Below are 17,804 nucleotides of genomic sequence, written 5' to 3' on the forward strand. Positions count from 1 at the left end.
CGTTCTACCTCAGCTTCAGGGTGGCAAGGCCGATCAGCACGAGAATCACGGTGATGATCCAGAAACGGACGATCACGCGTGGCTCGGGCCAGCCCTTGAGTTCAAAGTGGTGGTGAATCGGTGCCATGCGGAACACACGGCGCCCGGTCAGCTTGAAAGAGGCCACCTGGATAACCACCGACAGGGTTTCCATCACGAACACACCGCCCATGATGAACAGGACGATTTCCTGACGGACGATCACTGCGATGGTGCCCAGTGCCGCGCCAAGTGCCAGAGCACCGACGTCGCCCATGAACACTTGCGCCGGGTAGGTGTTGAACCAGAGAAACCCGAGCCCCGCACCGATCAGCGCGCCGCAGAACACGATCAGCTCGCCTGCGCCCGGCACGTAAGGAATCAGCAGATACTCGGCGAATTTCACGTTACCCGACAGGTAGCAGAAGATGCCCAGGCCACCGCCGACCATCACGGTCGGCATGATCGCCAGACCGTCGAGGCCGTCGGTCAGGTTGACCGCGTTGCTCGAACCGACGATCACGAAGTAGGTCAGCACGATGAACCCGGCGCCCAGCGGAATGCTGTAGTCCTTGAGCATCGGCAGGATCAGCGTGGTCTCCACAGGCGTGGTGGCGGTCATATAAAGGAAGATCGCTGCGCCCAGGCCAAAGACCGACTGCCAGAAATATTTCCAGCGGCTTGGCAAGCCACGGGAGTTCTTCTCGATCACTTTGCGGTAGTCGTCGACCCAGCCAATGGCGCCGAACAGCAGAGTCACCAGCAGCACGACCCAGACGTAGCGGTTGCTCAGGTCAGCCCACAACAGGGTGCTGACACCGATGGAAGACAGAATCAGCGCGCCGCCCATGGTCGGCGTACCCGACTTGGACAGGTGCGATTGCGGGCCGTCGTTGCGAACGGACTGGCCGATCTGACGGTTCTGCAGGGTGCGGATCATCCACGGGCCGTAGCACAGCGACAAAACCAGCGCGGTCAGCACACCGAGGATCCCGCGCAGGGTCAGGTACTGGAAGACCGCGAAGCCTTTGTAGAACTGTTGCAGATACTCCGCTAGCAGCAGCAGCATTAATGTTTCTCCAGACTGGACCCGCACAGAGCCGCAACGATGTTTTCCATCGCTGCACTGCGCGAACCCTTGATCAAAATGGTGGTGTTTGTGTCCTGCTCGGCGTCGAGGGCCTGGATCAGTTCGGCTTGCGTGCCGAAGTGATGCGCCTCTTGGCCGAATGCGTTCACGGCGTGGACCATGTTCGGCCCGACCGCGTAAAGCGCGGAAACCTTGCCCCGGGCGTATTCGCCCACGTCGCGGTGCCCCTGCTCCGCCCAGTCGCCCAACTCGCCGATATCTCCGAGCACCAGGACGGTGCGGCCGGAAAAGCCGGCGAGTATATCAACGGCAGCGCACATGGAGGTGGGGTTTGCGTTGTAAGTGTCATCGATCACGCGCATGCCGTTCTTCGCCAGTTGCGCGACGGTGCGACCCTTGACCGGCTGTACCGCGCCAAGCCCGGTAGCAATGCCGAACAGCGACACGCCCAGGGCGTGAGCGGCAGCGGCGGCAGCCATGGCGTTGGCGACGTTATGGGTGCCGAGCAGGTTCAGCTGAACGTGCTCCACACCTTCAGGTGTATGCAGGTTGAAAGCCGGGCAGCCCCGGGCATCGGTGCTCAGGTCACTGGCGTAGAAATCTGCCTGCGGATTGCTCAGGGAGAAGGTCAGCACCTTGCGTGCGCCGGCGCGGAGCTTCCAGATGCCAAAGGCCTTGTCGTCGAGGTTGAGCACGGCAATACCATCTGCCGCGAGACCGTCGATGATCTCGCCCTTGGCCTCGACGATTTTTTCCGGCCCGCCGAACTCGCCAACGTGGGCAGTGCCAGCGTTGTTGAGGATCGCCACATGCGGCTTGGTCAGCCCGACGGTGTAGGCGATTTCGCCCAGACGCGAGGCGCCCAGTTCGATCACGGCGGCAGTGTGTTCCGGCGCCAGTTCGAGCAGGGTCAGCGGTGCGCCGAGGTCGTTGTTCAGATTGCCGCGAGTCGCCAGCACCGGACCGCGGGTACGCAGGATGCTCGCGAGCATTTCCTTGACCGTGGTCTTGCCGCTGGAGCCGGTAATGGCCGCCACCGGTTGCGTGAACGCGGCACGGTTCAGCGCACCCAACTGGCCGAGGGCCTGACGGGTGTCCTTGACCAGCAGTTGCGGCAAGGTGCTGTCGGCGACTTCACGCTCGACCAGTGCCGCCACCGCGCCTTTGCCGGCGACATCGTTCAGGTAGTCATGACCGTCAAAGCGCGGGCCAGTCAGGGCAATAAACAGTTGGCCAGCGGTGATCGCACGGCTGTCGATACTGACGCCATCGAAACTGGCGTCGCTGCTGATCAGACGTGCGTCGAGCACGTTGGTCAGTTCGCTCAATGTCAGGGCCTTAAGCATGGGCCACCTCCCACGCGGTGAGGGCATGATCGGCCTCGACCAGATCGGAGAAAGCGTGCCGCTCGCCGTTGATTTCCTGATAGTCCTCGTGACCTTTGCCGGCCAGCACAATCACGTCATCGGCCGATGCAGCAGCGATCAGCTGGGCAATCGCCTGACCACGGCCGGCGACGAAGGTGACTTTATCCACAGCGGTGAAACCGGCGCGGATGTCGTCGAAAATCTGCGCCGGATCTTCGGTGCGCGGGTTGTCATCGGTGACCAGTACGCGATCGGCCAGACGCTCGACCACTTCGGCCATCAGCGGACGCTTGCCGCGATCACGATCACCGCCACAGCCGAACAGGCACAGCAACTGGCCTTTGACGTGTGGACGCAGCGCGGTCAGAACTTTTTCCAGGGCATCCGGGGTGTGGGCGTAATCGACCACCACCAGTGGCTGAGTGCCGCCACCCAGACGCTGCATGCGCCCGGCCGGGCCTTCAAGTTTCGGCAGCACCTTGAGGATTTCGTCGAGCGCATAATCCAGACCGAGCAAAGCGCCGACCGCCGCCAGCACGTTGCTCAGGTTGAAACGACCGAGCAGCGTGCTGCGCAGGTGGTGTTCGCCCTGCGGCGTGACCAGCGTGGCGCGTACGCCGTGGTCATCGAACTGCGCTTCGCGGACATACAAATAGGCGCTGCTGTCGAGCAGGCTGTAACTGATCAAACGCGACTCGCGTTTTTCGCCGGCCAACTGCCGACCGAAATCGTCGTCGAGGTTGACCACGCGGCACTTCAGGTCATTCCAGGCGAACAGCTTGGCCTTGGCCTCGGCGTACGCCTGCATGGTGCCGTGATAATCCAGGTGATCGCGGGACAGGTTGGTCATCACCGCCACATCAAATGCCAATGCGGTGACCCGACCCTGATCCAGACCGTGAGACGACACTTCCATGGCCACGGCTTTGGCCCCGGCCTTTTTCAGGTCGGCCAGAGTGGCTTGCATGGCGATCGGATTCGGCGTGGTGTGCAGGCCGCTTTCCAGCGCGCCATGGAAGCCGGAACCCAGCGTACCGACGATGCCGCAATGCTGACCAAGCAGATCGAGTGCCTGCGCGACCAGTTGGGTCACGCTGGTTTTGCCATTGGTGCCGGTAACACCGATCAGGTTCAAGTGATGGCTCGGCTCGCCATAAAAGCGCCCGGCGATGTCGGACAGCTGCGCCGCCAGGCCTTTGACCGGAATCAACGGCACTTCGGTGATCGGCAGCACGGTGGCGCCTTCCACTTCATACGCAACCGCAGCCGCGCCGCGCTGCAAGGCATCGGCGATGTGCGCACGGCCATCGAACTTGCCACCGGGCACAGCGAGGAACAGGTCGCCCGCGCGCACGTTGCGGCTGTCCAGCGCCAATTCACGGATCAACAGATCATGGCCGGCGTGGGGGAATATCTTGTTCAGACTCAGAGACATCAGCCGCGCCCTCCATTGGCTTTCAGCGGAACGACCGGGGTAGCGTTGGCCTGTTGGGTAGTCGGCAGGTTGTCCGGGGTCACGTTCATCAGGCGCAGGGTGCCGGACATCACACGGCTGAACACTGGCGCCGACACCAGACCACCGAAGTAACCGGCCTTGGACGGTTCATCGATCACCACCACGATGGCGTAACGCGGATCGCTCATCGGGCCGAAACCGGCGAACAGCGAGCGGTAGGAGTTTTCGGCGTAACCCTTGGTGCCTACCGACGTTTTACGCGCAGTACCCGACTTGCCGGCCACGTGATACGCCGGCACCTGCGCACGGAACACGCCGCGCGGTGCTTCGATCACTTGCTGCAGCATGCCTTGCATGGTTTTCGCGACCGCTTCCGGCAATACCTGAGTGGTCTGCGGCGGCTTGTCGGTTTTGATCAGGGTCAGCGGCGCCAGACGCCCGTTGTTGGCCAGCGCCGAGAATGCGTGCACCAGCTGGATTGCGGTCACGGAAATACCGTAGCCATAAGACAGTGTCGCGGTTTCGGCTTTGCGCCAGTCGCGGTAGTTCGGCAGGTTGCCGACGCGCTCGCCCGGAAAGCCCAGGCCGGTGTCCTGGCCGAGTCCGACTTTCTGTGCGAGACGGTAAATGGTTTCACCGCCGATATCGAACGCGACCTTACTCATGCCGACGTTACTGGAATTGATCAGGATGCCGGTCATGTCGAGTACCGGACCTTCGGTCTTCGACACGTCCTTGATCGTGTACTTGCCGATCTGCAGCGAGCCCGGATACACCTCGACGGTGTCGGTCGGTTTCCAGCGCCCGGATTCGATCGCGGCACTCATCGAGATCGCTTTCATGGTCGAACCCGGTTCGAACACGTCGATCATCGCGCGGTTACGCATCATCGCCGGTTGCAGGTTGCGACGGTTGTTCGGGTTGTAGGTCGGCTGGTTGACCATGGCGAGGATCTCGCCGGTCTTCACGTCCATGATCACCAGGCTGCCAGCCTTGGCGCCGTTCTCGATGATCGCGTTGCGCAGCTCGCGGTTGGCCAGGTATTGCAGACGCAGGTCAATCGACAACGCCAAGGGCTTGCCGGCCTTGGCGTTCTTGGTGACCTGGACATCCTTGATCAGCCGACCGCGCCGATCCTTGATGACCTGCCGCTTGCCCGGCACCCCGGCCAGCCACTCGTCGTAGGCCAGCTCGACGCCTTCACGCCCGTGATCGTCAATGTCGGTAAAGCCGACCATGTGCGCGGTGACTTCACCGGCCGGGTAGAAGCGGCGGAATTCTTCGATGCCGTAAACGCCCGGGACTTTCAGGTCGAGCACAGCCTGGCCCTGCTCGGGGGTCAGCCCGCGCACCAGGTAAATGAATTCTTTGTTGGCCTGAGCTTCGAGACGTTCGGCCAGGGCTTTCGGATCCTGCCCCAGCGCCGCGGCCAGTGCCGGCCACTTCTCTTTGGCCGTCTGCATTTCCTTGGCGTTGGCCCACAGCGTCGTCACCGGGGTGCTCACGGCCAACGGCTCGCCGTTACGGTCGGTGATCAGACCACGGTGAGCAGGAATCGGGATGTGACGGAGACTGCGTGCGTCGCCCTGTCCCTTGAGGAAGTCGCGGTCAACCACTTGCAGGTCGATGATGCGCCAGCAGATCGCCGCGACCATCACGCCGAGCAGAGCCACCATCAGGCGGAAGCGCCACGGGAAGAGTGCGCCTTCGAGTTTCATCATGGCGCCACCATCTTCACGTCAGCCGCGCCCGGAATGTGCATTTTCAATTGTTCAGTGGCCAGCACTTCAATGCGGCTGTGCGCTGTCCAGGTGCTTTGCTCGAGAATCAGGCGCCCCCACTCGGCCTGCGCCTTGTCGCGCACACTGAGTTCGTTGTACAGGGTGTTAAGCAACTGCCGGTTCCAGTGCGCGCTGTAAGACACGCCGATGGCCGACACGAGCACGCCGACAAACAGCAGCAGCATGATAAAGCTGCCGCCCGGCAGGGGCTTGGCGAAAAGCTTGCTCACCGCAACTTCTCCGCGACACGCATGACAGCGCTACGGGAACGTGGGTTGGCTTTGAGTTCGGCGTCGGAGGCCGTCTGCGCTTTGCCATGGATTTTGATTTTCGGTTCGAACGCCACGTGGCGCACGGGCAGGTTGCGCGGCAGGTTGTCGGCTTCGCCTTTCACCAGTTTGCGCATGAACAGTTTGACGATGCGGTCTTCCAGCGAATGGAAGCTGATGACCACCAGACGGCCACCGACTTCCAGAGCATCCAGTGCGGCTTCAAGGCCGGCTTCCAGATCGCCCAGTTCGTTGTTGACGTGAATGCGCAAGCCCTGGAACGCACGGGTCGCCGGGTTCTTGCCCTTCTCCCACGCCGGGTTGGCGACTTTCAGAACTTCGGCCAGATCGGCGGTGCGCTCGAATGGCTTGATGTCGCGGCGCTCGGCCACGGCACGGGCCATGCGCCCGGAGAAACGTTCTTCGCCGTATTCCTTGAACACCCGGGCGATTTCTTCCACCGGCGCGGTGTTGACGAATTCGGCGGCGCTGATGCCACGGGACGGATCCATGCGCATGTCCAGCGGGCCGTCATTGAGGAAACTGAAGCCGCGCTCGGCGTCATCCAGTTGCGGCGACGACACGCCGAGATCGAGCAGGATACCGCTGACCTTGCCGCTCAGCCCTTGTTCGGCAACCACCGAACCCAGTTCGGCAAAGCTGCGCTGCACAACGACAAAGCGGCCGTCTTCGGCCGCTAGCGTTTGCCCGGTGGCAATCGCTTGAGGATCCTTGTCGAATCCGATCAGTCGGCCGTCCGGCCCGAGCTGGCTGAGGATCAGCCGACTGTGCCCGCCGCGCCCGAACGTACCGTCCAGATAGCAGCCATCAGGACGTACGGCGAGAGCCTCGACGGCTTCGTCAAGCAGTACGGTGATGTGGTTAAAGCCGCTATCAATAGTCACAGGATCAAATCACGCAGTTCGTCAGGCATGGCGCCCGGTTGTTGAATAGCAGCAAGGTCAGCGGCAGACACCGCGTTCCATGCATCCTCGTCCCACAATTGGAACTTGTTCAGTTGGCCCACCAGCATCGCTTTCTTATCAAGCTTTGCGTATTCGCGCAGACGCGGTGGAACCAGAAAACGACCACTGCCGTCGAGTTCGAGGTCGACGGCATTACCAATCAATAAACGCTGCAGGCGACGGTTCTCTTCGCGAAGCGAAGGGAGTGCACGCAACTTGGTTTCAATAATCTCCCACTCGTCGAGCGGGTAGACACACAGGCACGGATCAACGGCATCAATGGTCACGATCAACTGGCCGGAACTACGCGAAACGAGCTCGTCACGGTACCGGCTCGGCATGGCGAGACGGCCCTTTGCATCGAGACTGATAGCGTTAGCTCCGCGAAACACGTCAGCGTTTCTCCAATTTTTATCGTTTTGAGCTCAAAAAACCCACTTCATGCCACTTTCCGCCACTTGCGCACACTATAGGAATGCGCCCACCACACCGTCAAGGCGCGGATTAAAGGAAAACCCTTACAGAACGGAGATTTAGGAGCTTAAAAGGAGGGGCAACGACAATTTGGCGGATACTTTTGACCAATAACTTGATGCAGCACTGAAAGCTGCGCTCGGAAGTTAAAGTGATTTGTTAAGAGTAAGATTTTTTCGGTATTACAAAAGCGCTTCTGCTGTTGATTGAAGCAAAGTGGGAAATGGCTATTACCGCATTGCCGCTGCCGGACTTTAGCGCAGGCCTGCCGATAATAACCAGCCCTGATGCCATTGATTCAAGCAGGGAAAGAAAAAGGTGGAGAGTCGATCTGTAAGCCGGGTTCTGTCTTGAACAGTCATTCGTCTACGATGGCCATCACTGGACATCTTTAGCAACCTACCCGGTCCCAGCGCGGGCCACGCCTTGGGACCCTATTTGGTCTTGCTCCAAGTGGGGTTTACCTAGCCACGAACTGTTGCCAGACGTGCGGTGCGCTCTTACCGCACCTTTTCACCCTTACCGGCGCCGAAGCGCTTAGGCGGTTATTTTCTGTGGCACTTTCCGTAGGCTCACGCCTCCCAGGCATTACCTGGCACTTCGCCCTATGGAGCCCGGACTTTCCTCCCCCCCCTAATTTTCATAGAGGGCAGCGACTGTCCGATCGACTCTCCGCCGCGCAGGTTAACGGCAGAGCGCCCGAAGAACAAGCGCTAATAGCCGTGAAACCCGTCTGCTCGACGGGTTACTCGCCCTTCTGCTGTTCCAGCGCGACCTGATACAGCACATTTTTGCGCTCACCGGTGATTTGCGCGGCCAGGGCGGCGGCGCGCTTGAGCGGCATCTCGTCGAGCAGCAGATTGAGGATGCGCATCGCCTCACTGCTGACCGCGTCCTCGGACTGCGGTGCAGACCAGCCCGCGACCAGCACCACGCACTCGCCGCGCTGCTGATTGCTGTCGGACTCGACAAACGCCCGCAACTCAGCCAGCGGCAAGCCTTTGAGCGTCTCGAAGGTTTTGGTGATTTCCCGGGCCAGCAACGCCTGACGCTCGCCACCGAACACCGCTTCCATGTCCTGCAGGCACTCGAGAATGCGATGCGGGGCCTCGTAGAAAATCAGCGTGCGCGGCTCTTCCTTTACCGATTCCAGGCGCGCCTTGCGCCCTGCCGACTTGGCCGGCAGAAAGCCTTCGAAAATGAACCGGTCGGAGGGCAGCCCCGCCGCCGACAACGCAGCGATCAACGCACAGGCACCCGGTACCGGCACCACATTGATCCCTGCCGCCCGCGCCTGACGCACGAGGTGATAACCCGGATCGGAAATCAGCGGTGTCCCGGCATCGGAAATCAGCGCGACGTTATCGCCTGCCAGCAAACGGGTAATAAAGCGGCTACCTTCATCACGTTCGTTATGTTCATGGCACGCGGCCAGCGGCGTGGCAATGCCGAAGTGCTGCATCAAGCGCGCCGAGTGCCGCGTGTCTTCGGCGGCGATCAGTGCCACTTCGCGGAGGATTTTCAGAGCCCGGGCGCTGATGTCGTCCAGGTTGCCGATGGGCGTCGCCACCACATAAAGCGAGCCAGCAGCGGAATTCAAAGGACCTGGAGCAGTCAAAGCGCACACCTCATGATCGGTAAAAGCCGGCATTGTAACGCGTCATGAGGCTTGCGATGCGTTCCGGCCGACGCCGGTTTTGCGCGCCTTTGTGCGATGCCGCAACATTTGCTTCAGCTAAATTGACGGTTTCACGCCAGTAACATCGCGCCCCGGCCAGCGCTTGGGTACAATTCCACGCTAATTTGATCGAGTATCAGGAACACTTACATGATCGCTTGCCTGCGGCTGTTCACTGCCCTCTGCCTCGCTGCCTTATTGGCGGCCTGCGCCAGCTCCCCTTCCTCCAGCCTTGGCGAACTTCCACGGACTCCGGATGCCAGCATCGAGCAACTGCTCGAACAGGCTACCCAGGCCAAAACGCCGGAAAAAGCTGCGTTGTTGCGCCTGAGCGCGGCAGACCTCGCTTATCGCCAGGGCAATGCCGGCCAGTCCGCGCAGATCCTGCAACAAGTGCCGATGGAGCAGTTGAAGCCAGGCCAGCAGATCTTCGCCAGCACCCTTTCCGCTGAACTGGCGATGACCCGCAATCAGCCGAAAGCTGCGCTGACCGCTCTGAGCCATCCGAGCCTGCAGCACCTGAGCGAAATGCCGGAAGATCAGCAAGTGCGCACCGGCACCGTGCACGCCCGTGCACTGGAAGCCGACGGCCAGACCCTGGCAGCCGCTCGCGAGCGCATCTTCATCGCTCCAATGCTCAAAGGCGAAGCCGCGAGCAAGAACCACGAAGCCATCTGGACCCTGATCGCTTCGCTGCCGACCGATCAACTGCAACCCAACACCGCCGACGATCTCGGCGGCTGGATGGGCCTGGCCCTGGCCGTGAAAACTGCCGGCACCCTGGAACAGCAGCAAGCGGCGATCGATGCCTGGCGCGCACAGAATCCAAAGCACCCAGCCGCAATCAACCTGCCGCTGCCACTGACCAAACTCAAGGAACTGGCCAGCCAGCCCCTGAGCAAGATTGCCCTGCTGCTGCCGCAAGACGGCCCACTGGCCTCGGTCGGTAAAGCGCTGCGTGAAGGTTTCATGGCGGCGCACTATCAAGCACAACAGGCCGGTCAGAAGCCGCCCGCCATCGAGTTTTACGACAGTTCCAAACTGACCTCGATGGACGAGTTCTACCGCAAGGCCCAGGCCGATGGCGTGCAACTGGTGGTCGGCCCGCTGGAAAAACCGTTGGTCAAACAATTGAGCATCCGTCCGCAACTGCCAATCACCACCCTCGCATTGAACTACAGCGAAGGCGATCAAGGTCCGGCGCAACTGTTCCAGTTCGGTCTGGCAGCTGAAGACGAAGCTCGCGAAGTTTCGCGTCGCGCCCGCGCCGACGGCCTGCATCGCGCGGCGATCATGGTGCCGAAAGGCGAATGGGGCGACCGCGTACTGCGCGCCTTCAGCCAGGACTGGCAGGCCAATGGCGGCAGCATCGTTGCCACCGAACGCGTTGATCAACCAGTGCAGCTGGCCCAGCAGATCGCCGACATGTTCCAGCTGCGCCAAAGCGAAGCCCGCGCCAAGAGCCTGCAGAACGCTGTTGGCACCAACGTCGCCGCGCAGCCGTCGCGTCGTCAGGACATCGAGTTCATCTTCCTGGCAGCCACCCCGCAGCAAGCGCAACAGATCAAGCCGACCCTGAACTTCCAGTACGCAGGTGATGTTCCGGTGTACGCAACTTCCCACGTGTACAGCGCCAGTGGCGATGTGAACCAGTACAACGACATGAACGGCGTGCGCTTCTGCGAAACCCCATGGTTGCTGGAAGCCAATGACCCGCTGCGTCAGCAAGTCACCGCGCAATGGCCGCAAGCGGCCGGCAGCCTTGGCCGCCTTTACGCCATGGGCGTCGACGCCTACCGTCTGGCGCCGCGCCTGGGTCAGTTAAAGGCGTTGCCGGACAGCCGCATCGAAGGTCAGTCGGGCAGCCTGGGCATGACCCAGACCCAACGCGTGGTGCGTCAGTTGCCATGGGCGCAGTTCGTCAACGGTCAGGTTCAACGCCTGCCGGACACCCCGCGCTGATGCCCGACGGCTCGCACCTGCAAAGCGGTAAAGATGCCGAGCGCCAGGCGCTCGAGCATCTGCAACACCAGGGTCTGCGCCTGCTGGCGCAGAACTGGTCATGCAAACGGGGCGAGCTTGATCTGGTCATGCTTGATGGCGATACAGTAGTATTCGTCGAAGTCCGCTACAGAAAAAACACTCAATGGGGTGGCGCGCTCGCTAGCATCGATGAGCGCAAACGGCAGAAGCTGATTTTCGCCGCACAGTATTTTCTTCAGCGCGAGTCGCGCTGGGCCGATTCCCCTTGCCGCTTCGACGTGGTGGCCATCGACAGGCACCCGGATCAGTTGAACTGGTTGCAGAATGCGTTCGATGGTTGATTCTCTGCACACCACCCCGGACACTTTCACCGACAATTTTTGCTCTTTGCTTTGCGGGCTGCACATTCACGTGCCGAACAGCCGCGCTACTTAAGGTCACACAGATGGACATGCAATCCCGAATTCGCCAGCTTTTCCAGGCCAGTATCGACACCAAGCAACAGGCGATGGACGTACTTGCACCGCACATCGAGCAAGCCAGCCAGATCATGGTCAACGCCCTGCTCAACGAAGGCAAAATGCTTTCGTGTGGCAACGGCGGCTCTGCCGGCGACGCCCAGCACTTCTCTTCCGAACTGCTCAACCGCTTCGAGCGCGAACGCCCGAGCCTGCCGGCCATCGCCCTGACCACCGACAGCTCGACCATCACCTCGATTGCCAACGACTACAGCTACAACGAAGTGTTCTCCAAGCAGATCCGCGCACTGGGTCAACCCGGCGACGTATTGCTGGCGATCTCGACCAGCGGCAACTCGGCAAACATCATTCAAGCAATCCAGGCCGCACATGATCGCGAAATGGTTGTCGTAGCTTTGACTGGCCGCGATGGCGGCGGCATGGCTTCACTGCTGCTGCCTGAAGATGTCGAGATTCGCGTACCGGCCCATGTCACTGCACGTATTCAGGAAGTCCATCTGCTGGCGATCCATTGCCTCTGCGATCTGATCGACAGCCAACTGTTCGGGAGTGAAGAATGACCCCTAATCGCCTTGGCCTTCTGGCCTTGACCCTGTGCCTCGGCATCAGCGGCTGCACCTCGGTGGTGAATGCCAGCCGTGAAGCGCCGATTGAAGACGACCGCGGCACCCGGACCTTCGGCAGTAAAATCGACGACTCGCTGATCGAAACCAAAGTCGGCGTCAACGTGGCCAAGGCCGACCCCGGCCTGGACAAGGATTCACATATCGTCGTCACCAGCTTCAACGGCGTGGTCCTGCTTGCCGGCCAGACGCCGCGCGAAGACCTCAAGGCCAAGGCCGAACAGGCCGCCGCCAACGTGCAGCGCGTGAAGAAGGTGCACAACGAACTGCAAGTGATTGCACCTTCAAGCTTCCTCGCTCGCCAGAACGACGCCTGGCTGACCACCAAGATCAAGACCCAGATGCTGACCGACGCCAGCATTCCCGGCTCACGCATCAAGGTCGTGACCGAGAACGGCATCGTTTACCTGCTGGGCCTGCTGACCAAACAGGAAGCACAACAGGCGACCAATCTGGTGCAAGGCGTTGCCGGCGTGCAGAAGATCGTGAAGCTGTTCGAATACATCGACTGACCGATACCCATGTAGGAGCTGCCGCAGGCTGCGATCTTTAGATCTTGATATTGGTCTTGAAAAACAAGATCAAAAGATCGTCCGAACGCGGCCCGAGCCTGCGGCAGCTCCTACGTAATAAAAAAGGCGACCCTCTCGGGTCGCCTTTTTTATTACTTCACCACTTTCAAACTTGGCCGGCCACTTGGGCGCGGCGGTTCGCTGCCCGGTGGCGGCAAGTCGTCATCGGGCTCGATATCGTCTTCGTCATCCATCGGCGACTCGAGATCGAACACCATGCCCTGACCGTTTTCCCGGGCATAAATACCCAGAATTGCACTGATCGGCACATAGAGACTATGCGGAACGCCACCGAAGCGACCCTCAAAGGTCACCACGTCGTTGTCCATGTGCAAGTGCCGCACGGCACTGGGCGAAATGTTCAGGACAATCTGCCCGTCGCTGGCGAAACCTTGCGGCACCTGCACGGCCGGGTATTCGGAATTGACCAGCATGTGCGGGGTGCAATCGTTATCCACAATCCACTCGTAGAGCGCGCGGACCAGATAAGGTCGACTGGAGTTCATAGCGGCTCCTTAAGCCTTAGCGCATATCGCGTTCGACGCCAGACAGACTCGCCTGGAAAGCCTCACGCGCAAACTGGCGCTCCATATAATCAAGCAGCGGCTTGGCCGGCCGCGGCAGTTCAATACCCAGAATCGGCAAACGCCAGAGTATTGGCAATAGGCAGCAATCCACCAGACTTTGTTCCTCACTGAGGAAAAACGGCTTGTCGGCAAACAACGGCGACACGCCCGTCAGGCTTTCACGCAATTCCTTGCGTGCCACGACACGCGCGGCTTCCTTGGTTTTCGGATCCAGGATCAGATCCACCAGACCACACCAGTCGCGCTGAATACGGTGAATCAGCAGACGGCTGTTGGCACGCGCCACCGGGTAAACCGGCATCAGTGGCGGATGCGGGTAACGCTCATCCAGATATTCCATCACCACGGTCGACTCCCACAACGCCAGGTCGCGATCGACCAGTGTCGGGAGACTGCCGTAAGGGTTCACCTCAATCAGTTTAGGCGGCTGGCGGCCAGCTTCCACGTAAATGATTTCGGCGCTGACACCCTTCTCTGCAAGCACGATGCGCACTCGGTGGGAATAGTGGTCGGCGGGGTCGGAGTAACAGGCCAACCGATTGGTCACGCCCATGGCGATCCTCCTCGCTTGTTGAAATGATTGGAACCGGAAAAACGCGCGCGCCCAGAGGGCGCCTCCCGCAATGCCTGGCGAACCAGACATTGCGTTATCGGAGGCACCCTTGGGCGCGCGCGATTAACAGCAATGCTTGAAGCGTATCAGTGCACGTCTTTCCAGTATTCACGCTTGAGCAGGTAGGCGAACACAAAGAAGAACGCCAGGTACAGCAAGACGTAAGTACCGATGCGCTGATGTTGCAGCTTAACCGGGTTAGCCGAGTAAGCCAGGAAGGTTACCAGATTCTTGACCTTCTCATCGAACTGCTCTTCGTTCAGAGCACCGGTTTTCGGCACGATGGTCAGCTGATCGCATGCTTCATGCGTCAGCGGCGTACCGGTCAGCGGATCGTATTGCTTCTTGCCGTCCTCGACGATCTGCACTTGCTTGCAGCCCACCACCTGACGACCTTGCAGGCCGACCAGCACGTTAGGCATGCCGACGTTCGGGAAGACCTTGTTGTTCACGCCCCATGGGCGCGCCGGATCTTCGTAGAACGAGCGCAGATAACCATAGAGCCAGTCGGTGCCACGCACGCGCGCCACCAGGGTCAGGTCCGGCGGTGCCGCACCGAACCAGGTCTTGGCGTCTGCCGGCTGCATGCCGATGTTCATGTGGTCGCCGATTTTGGCGCCGGTGAACACCAGCTTCTCGAGCATCATGTCGTGGGGAATGCCGAGGTCATCGGCCACCCGTTCGTAACGCTGGAACTTGGCACTGTGGCAACCCATGCAATAGTTGGCAAAGGTGCGCGCACCGTCCTGCAGGGCAGCTTTATCGGACACGTCGATGTCGACTTTTTCCAGCTCCGGACCACCGTGTTCGGCGGCAAAAGACAGCACAGGCAGCGCAGCGAAAATCAGAGCAAAAAATAACTTTTTCATCAGCCAGTCACCCTTTCCGGAACCGGTTTGGTCTTCTCGAGCCTGGTGTAGAACGGCATCAGAATGAAGTAGGCGAAGTACAGGAAGGTGCAGATCTGCGACACCAGCGTGCGCTCCGGCGTCGGGGCCAGTACACCCAGAATGCCAAGGATCACGAAGGAAATGCAGAACACCAGCAGCCAGATTTTGCTCATCCAGCCCTTGTAGCGCATCGATTTGACCGGACTGCGGTCCAGCCACGGCAGCACGAACAGCATCGCAATCGAGGCGCCCATGGCGATCACGCCCATGAGCTTGTCCGGAATCGCACGCAAGATCGCGTAGAACGGCGTGAAGTACCAGACCGGTGCAATGTGCTCAGGCGTCTTGAACGGGTTGGCTTGCTCGAAGTTCGGCTTTTCGAGGAAGTAGCCGCCCATTTCCGGGAAGAAGAACACGATAAAGCAGAAGATGAACAGGAACACCACCACGCCGACGATGTCTTTCACGGTGTAGTACGGGTGGAAGGCAATGCCGTCCAGCGGGATACCGTTTTCGTCTTTGTGCTTCTTGATGTCGACGCCGTCCGGGTTGTTCGAACCGACTTCGTGCAGCGCCAGGATGTGCAGCACCACCAGACCGAGAATCACGATCGGCAACGCCACGACGTGCAAGGCGAAGAAGCGGTTCAGCGTGATTCCGGAGATCAGGTAGTCACCACGAATCCACTGGGTCAGGTCGTTGCCGATGACGGGAATCGCACCGAACAGCGAGATGATCACCTGGGCACCCCAGTAGGACATCTGCCCCCAAGGCAGCAGATAACCCATGAAGGCCTCAGCCATCAGCGCCAGGTAGATCAGCATGCCGAACACCCAGACGAGCTCACGCGGTTTCTGGTACGAACCGTAGAGCAAGCCCCGGAACATGTGCAGATAAACCACGATGAAGAACGCCGAAGCGCCGGTGGAGTGCAGCAGACGCAGGATCGAGCCGTACTCGACGTCGCGCATGATGTACTCGACGGAAGCGAACGCCTCTTCTGCCGACGGGGTGTAGCTCATCGTCAGCCAGACACCGGTGACGATCTGGTTGACCAGCACCAGCAGTGCCAGCGAGCCGAAGAAATAGAAGAAGTTGAAGTTTTTTGGCGCGTAATACTTGCTGAGATGGTCTTCCCACATTTTGGTAGCGGGGAAGCGCGCATCCACCCAATCCATGAACTTGCTCATCACGCTTTCTCCGTATCGACGCCAATGACAATCAGGTCATCGGTCTCATAGGAATGCGGGGGAACTGGCAGGTTCAAAGGCGCGGGTTGCGACTTGTAGACGCGACCAGCCAGATCGTAGTGGGAACCGTGGCAAGGGCAGAAATAGCCGCCGACCCAGTCTTTACCCAAGTCCGCAGGCGCCACTTCGGGACGGAAGGTGGGTGAGCAACCCAGGTGAGTGCAGATCCCGATCAGCAGCAGGATTTCCGGCTTGATCGAGCGCACTTCAGGATCGACATAAGTAGGTTGCGTGGAGTTTTTGGAAGTCGGATCGGAGAGCTGGCCCTCGATCTTCTTGAGATTCCCCAGGATTTCCGCAGTACGGCGGACAATGAACACCGGCTGGCCGCGCCATTCGGCAATCATCTGCTGTCCTGGCTCGATCTTGCTGACATTCACTTTCACCGGTGCACCGGCGGCTTTCGCCTTGGCACTGGGAAACCATGACCCCACGAACGGGACCGCAGCCCCCACCGCTCCTGCAGCACCCACCACGGATGTGGCTGCTACCAAGAAGCGACGCCGGCCTGCATTCACGCCGTCATTGCTCATTCAGTCCTCTCCCATCAGCTTTGTGGCCTGTTAAATCAGGCATCTACTAAATAAATCAATGTTACTTATAAAAATTTTGCCGAGATGGTAATGAAAAGCCCCAATTCTGACAAGGGAATTACCGGGAGCTCCCACCCTCAAGCCTTGTAGTATAGGGGGTCTACGAATGTGGCAAGTTGTCACAGCGCAATTCTTTAATAAATCGCAGGCATAAAAAAACGCCCGGTTCCGTGAGGAATCGGGCGTTCTTTTTTGAACGTGGAAACGAATTAACGCTTCGAGTACTGCGGACGCTTACGCGCTTTACGCAGACCAACTTTCTTACGTTCAACTTCACGGGCGTCGCGAGTAACGAAGCCAGCTTTGCGCAGAGCGCTACGCAGGGTTTCGTCGTAGTCCATCAGAGCGCGAGTGATGCCGTGGCGGATTGCGCCAGCCTGACCACTTACACCGCCGCCGATGACAGTGACGTAGATGTCGAATTTCTCGACAGTCTCGGTCAGTTCCAGCGGCTGACGAACTACCATGCGGGCAGTTTCGCGGCCGAAGAACGAGTCCAGGGAGCGGTTGTTGATGGAGATGTTACCAGTACCCGGACGCAGGAAAACGCGTGCGGTTGCGGTCTTGCGACGGCCAGTGCCGTAATTTTGAGTCGCCGACATAATGAACTATTCCGTTAAATCTTCAGTTCTTGGGGCTGCTGAGCAGTATGAGGGTGTGCAGCGCCCGCATAGACTTTCAGCTTACGGTACATGTCACGACCCAGCGGGTTCTTAGGCAGCATGCCTTTAACCGCGGTCTCGATCACGCGCTCAGGGGCCTTGGCGATCAGCTTTTCAAAGTTGATCGACTTGATGCCGCCCGGGAAACCGGAGTGGGAGTAGTACATTTTGTCAGTGGTTTTAGCGCCGGTTACACGGATCTGCTCGGCGTTGATGACGACGATGTAGTCGCCGGTGTCAACGTGAGGAGTGTACTCAGGCTTGTGCTTGCCACGCAGACGGCTCGCGATTTCGGTGGCCAGACGACCCAGGGTCTGACCAGCAGCGTCGACGACAAACCAGTCGCGCTTTACTGTTTCCGGTTTAGCAGTAAAAGTTTTCATTCTTTATAGCCTCAGGGGCCGCCTGTAAATAAGACGGCGGATCTTACTGAATAGTGCGTACTTTGACAAGT

19 protein-coding genes and 1 other RNA gene are annotated in these 17,804 nt (G+C 59.8%); 4 read left to right on the forward strand and 16 right to left on the reverse strand.

Annotated elements, in window-relative coordinates; translation table 11 throughout:
* Positions 1-4 precede the first annotated feature (4 nt).
* From mraY to rsmI, 9 genes are all read right to left on the reverse strand, one after another.
* Positions 5-1,087, reverse strand: coding sequence for a phospho-N-acetylmuramoyl-pentapeptide-transferase (gene mraY, locus AC193Q_RS15025; RefSeq protein ID WP_025109289.1), 1,083 nt, complete (start codon positions 1,085-1,087; stop codon positions 5-7).
* Positions 1,087-2,454 (reverse strand): UDP-N-acetylmuramoyl-tripeptide--D-alanyl-D-alanine ligase, encoded by a 1,368-nt coding sequence (locus AC193Q_RS15030; RefSeq protein ID WP_047296421.1) that lies wholly within the window; start codon positions 2,452-2,454, stop codon positions 1,087-1,089. The genes mraY and AC193Q_RS15030 overlap by 1 nt, the downstream gene beginning before the upstream one ends.
* Positions 2,447-3,910, reverse strand: coding sequence for a UDP-N-acetylmuramoyl-L-alanyl-D-glutamate--2,6-diaminopimelate ligase (locus tag AC193Q_RS15035; RefSeq protein ID WP_047296423.1), 1,464 nt, complete (start codon positions 3,908-3,910; stop codon positions 2,447-2,449). Before AC193Q_RS15035 ends, AC193Q_RS15030 begins: the two co-directional genes overlap by 8 nt.
* Complete coding sequence (locus tag AC193Q_RS15040; protein WP_174376919.1) at positions 3,910-5,649, reverse strand: peptidoglycan D,D-transpeptidase FtsI family protein; 1,740 nt, start codon at positions 5,647-5,649, stop codon at positions 3,910-3,912. Before AC193Q_RS15040 ends, AC193Q_RS15035 begins: the two co-directional genes overlap by 1 nt.
* Positions 5,649-5,942 carry a cell division protein FtsL gene (gene ftsL, locus AC193Q_RS15045; RefSeq protein ID WP_041073157.1) on the reverse strand — a complete coding sequence of 98 codons (294 nt, stop codon included), beginning with the start codon at positions 5,940-5,942 and terminating at the stop codon, positions 5,649-5,651. The genes AC193Q_RS15040 and ftsL overlap by 1 nt, the downstream gene beginning before the upstream one ends.
* Entirely contained in the window at positions 5,939-6,886 is a 948-nt protein-coding gene (rsmH, locus tag AC193Q_RS15050) for a 16S rRNA (cytosine(1402)-N(4))-methyltransferase RsmH (RefSeq protein WP_041073160.1), read from the reverse strand. Before rsmH ends, ftsL begins: the two co-directional genes overlap by 4 nt.
* Complete coding sequence (gene mraZ / locus AC193Q_RS15055) at positions 6,883-7,338, reverse strand: division/cell wall cluster transcriptional repressor MraZ (protein WP_003228026.1); 456 nt, start codon at positions 7,336-7,338, stop codon at positions 6,883-6,885. The genes rsmH and mraZ overlap by 4 nt, the downstream gene beginning before the upstream one ends.
* 400 nt (positions 7,339-7,738) lie before the next feature.
* Positions 7,739-8,092: RNase P RNA component class A (gene rnpB, locus AC193Q_RS15060), an RNA gene on the reverse strand.
* Positions 8,093-8,165: 73 nt separating this feature from the next.
* Positions 8,166-9,071, reverse strand: coding sequence for a 16S rRNA (cytidine(1402)-2'-O)-methyltransferase (gene rsmI / locus AC193Q_RS15065; RefSeq protein WP_121187130.1), 906 nt, complete (start codon positions 9,069-9,071; stop codon positions 8,166-8,168).
* Between the two features lie 177 nt (positions 9,072-9,248).
* Between rsmI and AC193Q_RS15070 the strand changes: the two genes are divergently transcribed.
* From AC193Q_RS15070 to AC193Q_RS15085, 4 genes are all read left to right on the forward strand, one after another.
* Complete coding sequence (locus AC193Q_RS15070; protein WP_121187132.1) at positions 9,249-11,060, forward strand: penicillin-binding protein activator; 1,812 nt, start codon at positions 9,249-9,251, stop codon at positions 11,058-11,060.
* Positions 11,060-11,422: a YraN family protein gene (locus AC193Q_RS15075; protein WP_007961623.1), complete on the forward strand. Its 363-nt coding sequence runs from the start codon at positions 11,060-11,062 to the stop codon at positions 11,420-11,422. Before AC193Q_RS15070 ends, AC193Q_RS15075 begins: the two co-directional genes overlap by 1 nt.
* A 104-nt stretch (positions 11,423-11,526) precedes the next feature.
* Positions 11,527-12,120 (forward strand): phosphoheptose isomerase, encoded by a 594-nt coding sequence (locus tag AC193Q_RS15080; RefSeq protein ID WP_025109297.1) that lies wholly within the window; start codon positions 11,527-11,529, stop codon positions 12,118-12,120.
* A complete protein-coding gene (locus AC193Q_RS15085; protein ID WP_041073173.1) occupies positions 12,117-12,695 on the forward strand; it encodes a BON domain-containing protein in 579 nt (192 codons plus the stop codon). Before AC193Q_RS15080 ends, AC193Q_RS15085 begins: the two co-directional genes overlap by 4 nt.
* A 152-nt stretch (positions 12,696-12,847) precedes the next feature.
* On the opposite strand, the gene AC193Q_RS15090 is transcribed toward AC193Q_RS15085, so the two are convergent.
* From AC193Q_RS15090 to rplM, 7 genes are all read right to left on the reverse strand, one after another.
* Positions 12,848-13,261 (reverse strand): ClpXP protease specificity-enhancing factor, encoded by a 414-nt coding sequence (locus tag AC193Q_RS15090; RefSeq protein ID WP_027612189.1) that lies wholly within the window; start codon positions 13,259-13,261, stop codon positions 12,848-12,850.
* A 16-nt stretch (positions 13,262-13,277) separates the two neighbouring features.
* Positions 13,278-13,895 (reverse strand): glutathione S-transferase N-terminal domain-containing protein, encoded by a 618-nt coding sequence (locus tag AC193Q_RS15095; RefSeq protein ID WP_003228048.1) that lies wholly within the window; start codon positions 13,893-13,895, stop codon positions 13,278-13,280.
* Positions 13,896-14,041: 146 nt separating this feature from the next.
* Positions 14,042-14,824, reverse strand: coding sequence for a cytochrome c1 (locus AC193Q_RS15100; RefSeq protein WP_007961619.1), 783 nt, complete (start codon positions 14,822-14,824; stop codon positions 14,042-14,044).
* Positions 14,824-16,035 carry a cytochrome b gene (locus tag AC193Q_RS15105; protein WP_095668348.1) on the reverse strand — a complete coding sequence of 404 codons (1,212 nt, stop codon included), beginning with the start codon at positions 16,033-16,035 and terminating at the stop codon, positions 14,824-14,826. Before AC193Q_RS15105 ends, AC193Q_RS15100 begins: the two co-directional genes overlap by 1 nt.
* Positions 16,035-16,628: a ubiquinol-cytochrome c reductase iron-sulfur subunit gene (gene petA / locus AC193Q_RS15110; protein WP_003228055.1), complete on the reverse strand. Its 594-nt coding sequence runs from the start codon at positions 16,626-16,628 to the stop codon at positions 16,035-16,037. The genes AC193Q_RS15105 and petA overlap by 1 nt, the downstream gene beginning before the upstream one ends.
* Positions 16,629-16,897: 269 nt before the next feature.
* The gene (gene rpsI / locus AC193Q_RS15115; protein ID WP_007961615.1) at positions 16,898-17,290 is read right to left on the reverse strand and encodes a 30S ribosomal protein S9; all 393 of its coding nucleotides are present in this window, start codon (positions 17,288-17,290) and stop codon (positions 16,898-16,900) included.
* Between the two features lie 14 nt (positions 17,291-17,304).
* A complete protein-coding gene (gene rplM, locus AC193Q_RS15120; protein WP_003228062.1) occupies positions 17,305-17,733 on the reverse strand; it encodes a 50S ribosomal protein L13 in 429 nt (142 codons plus the stop codon).
* Positions 17,734-17,804 lie beyond the last annotated feature (71 nt).

The organism is Pseudomonas sp. F2, from assembly GCF_057174385.1.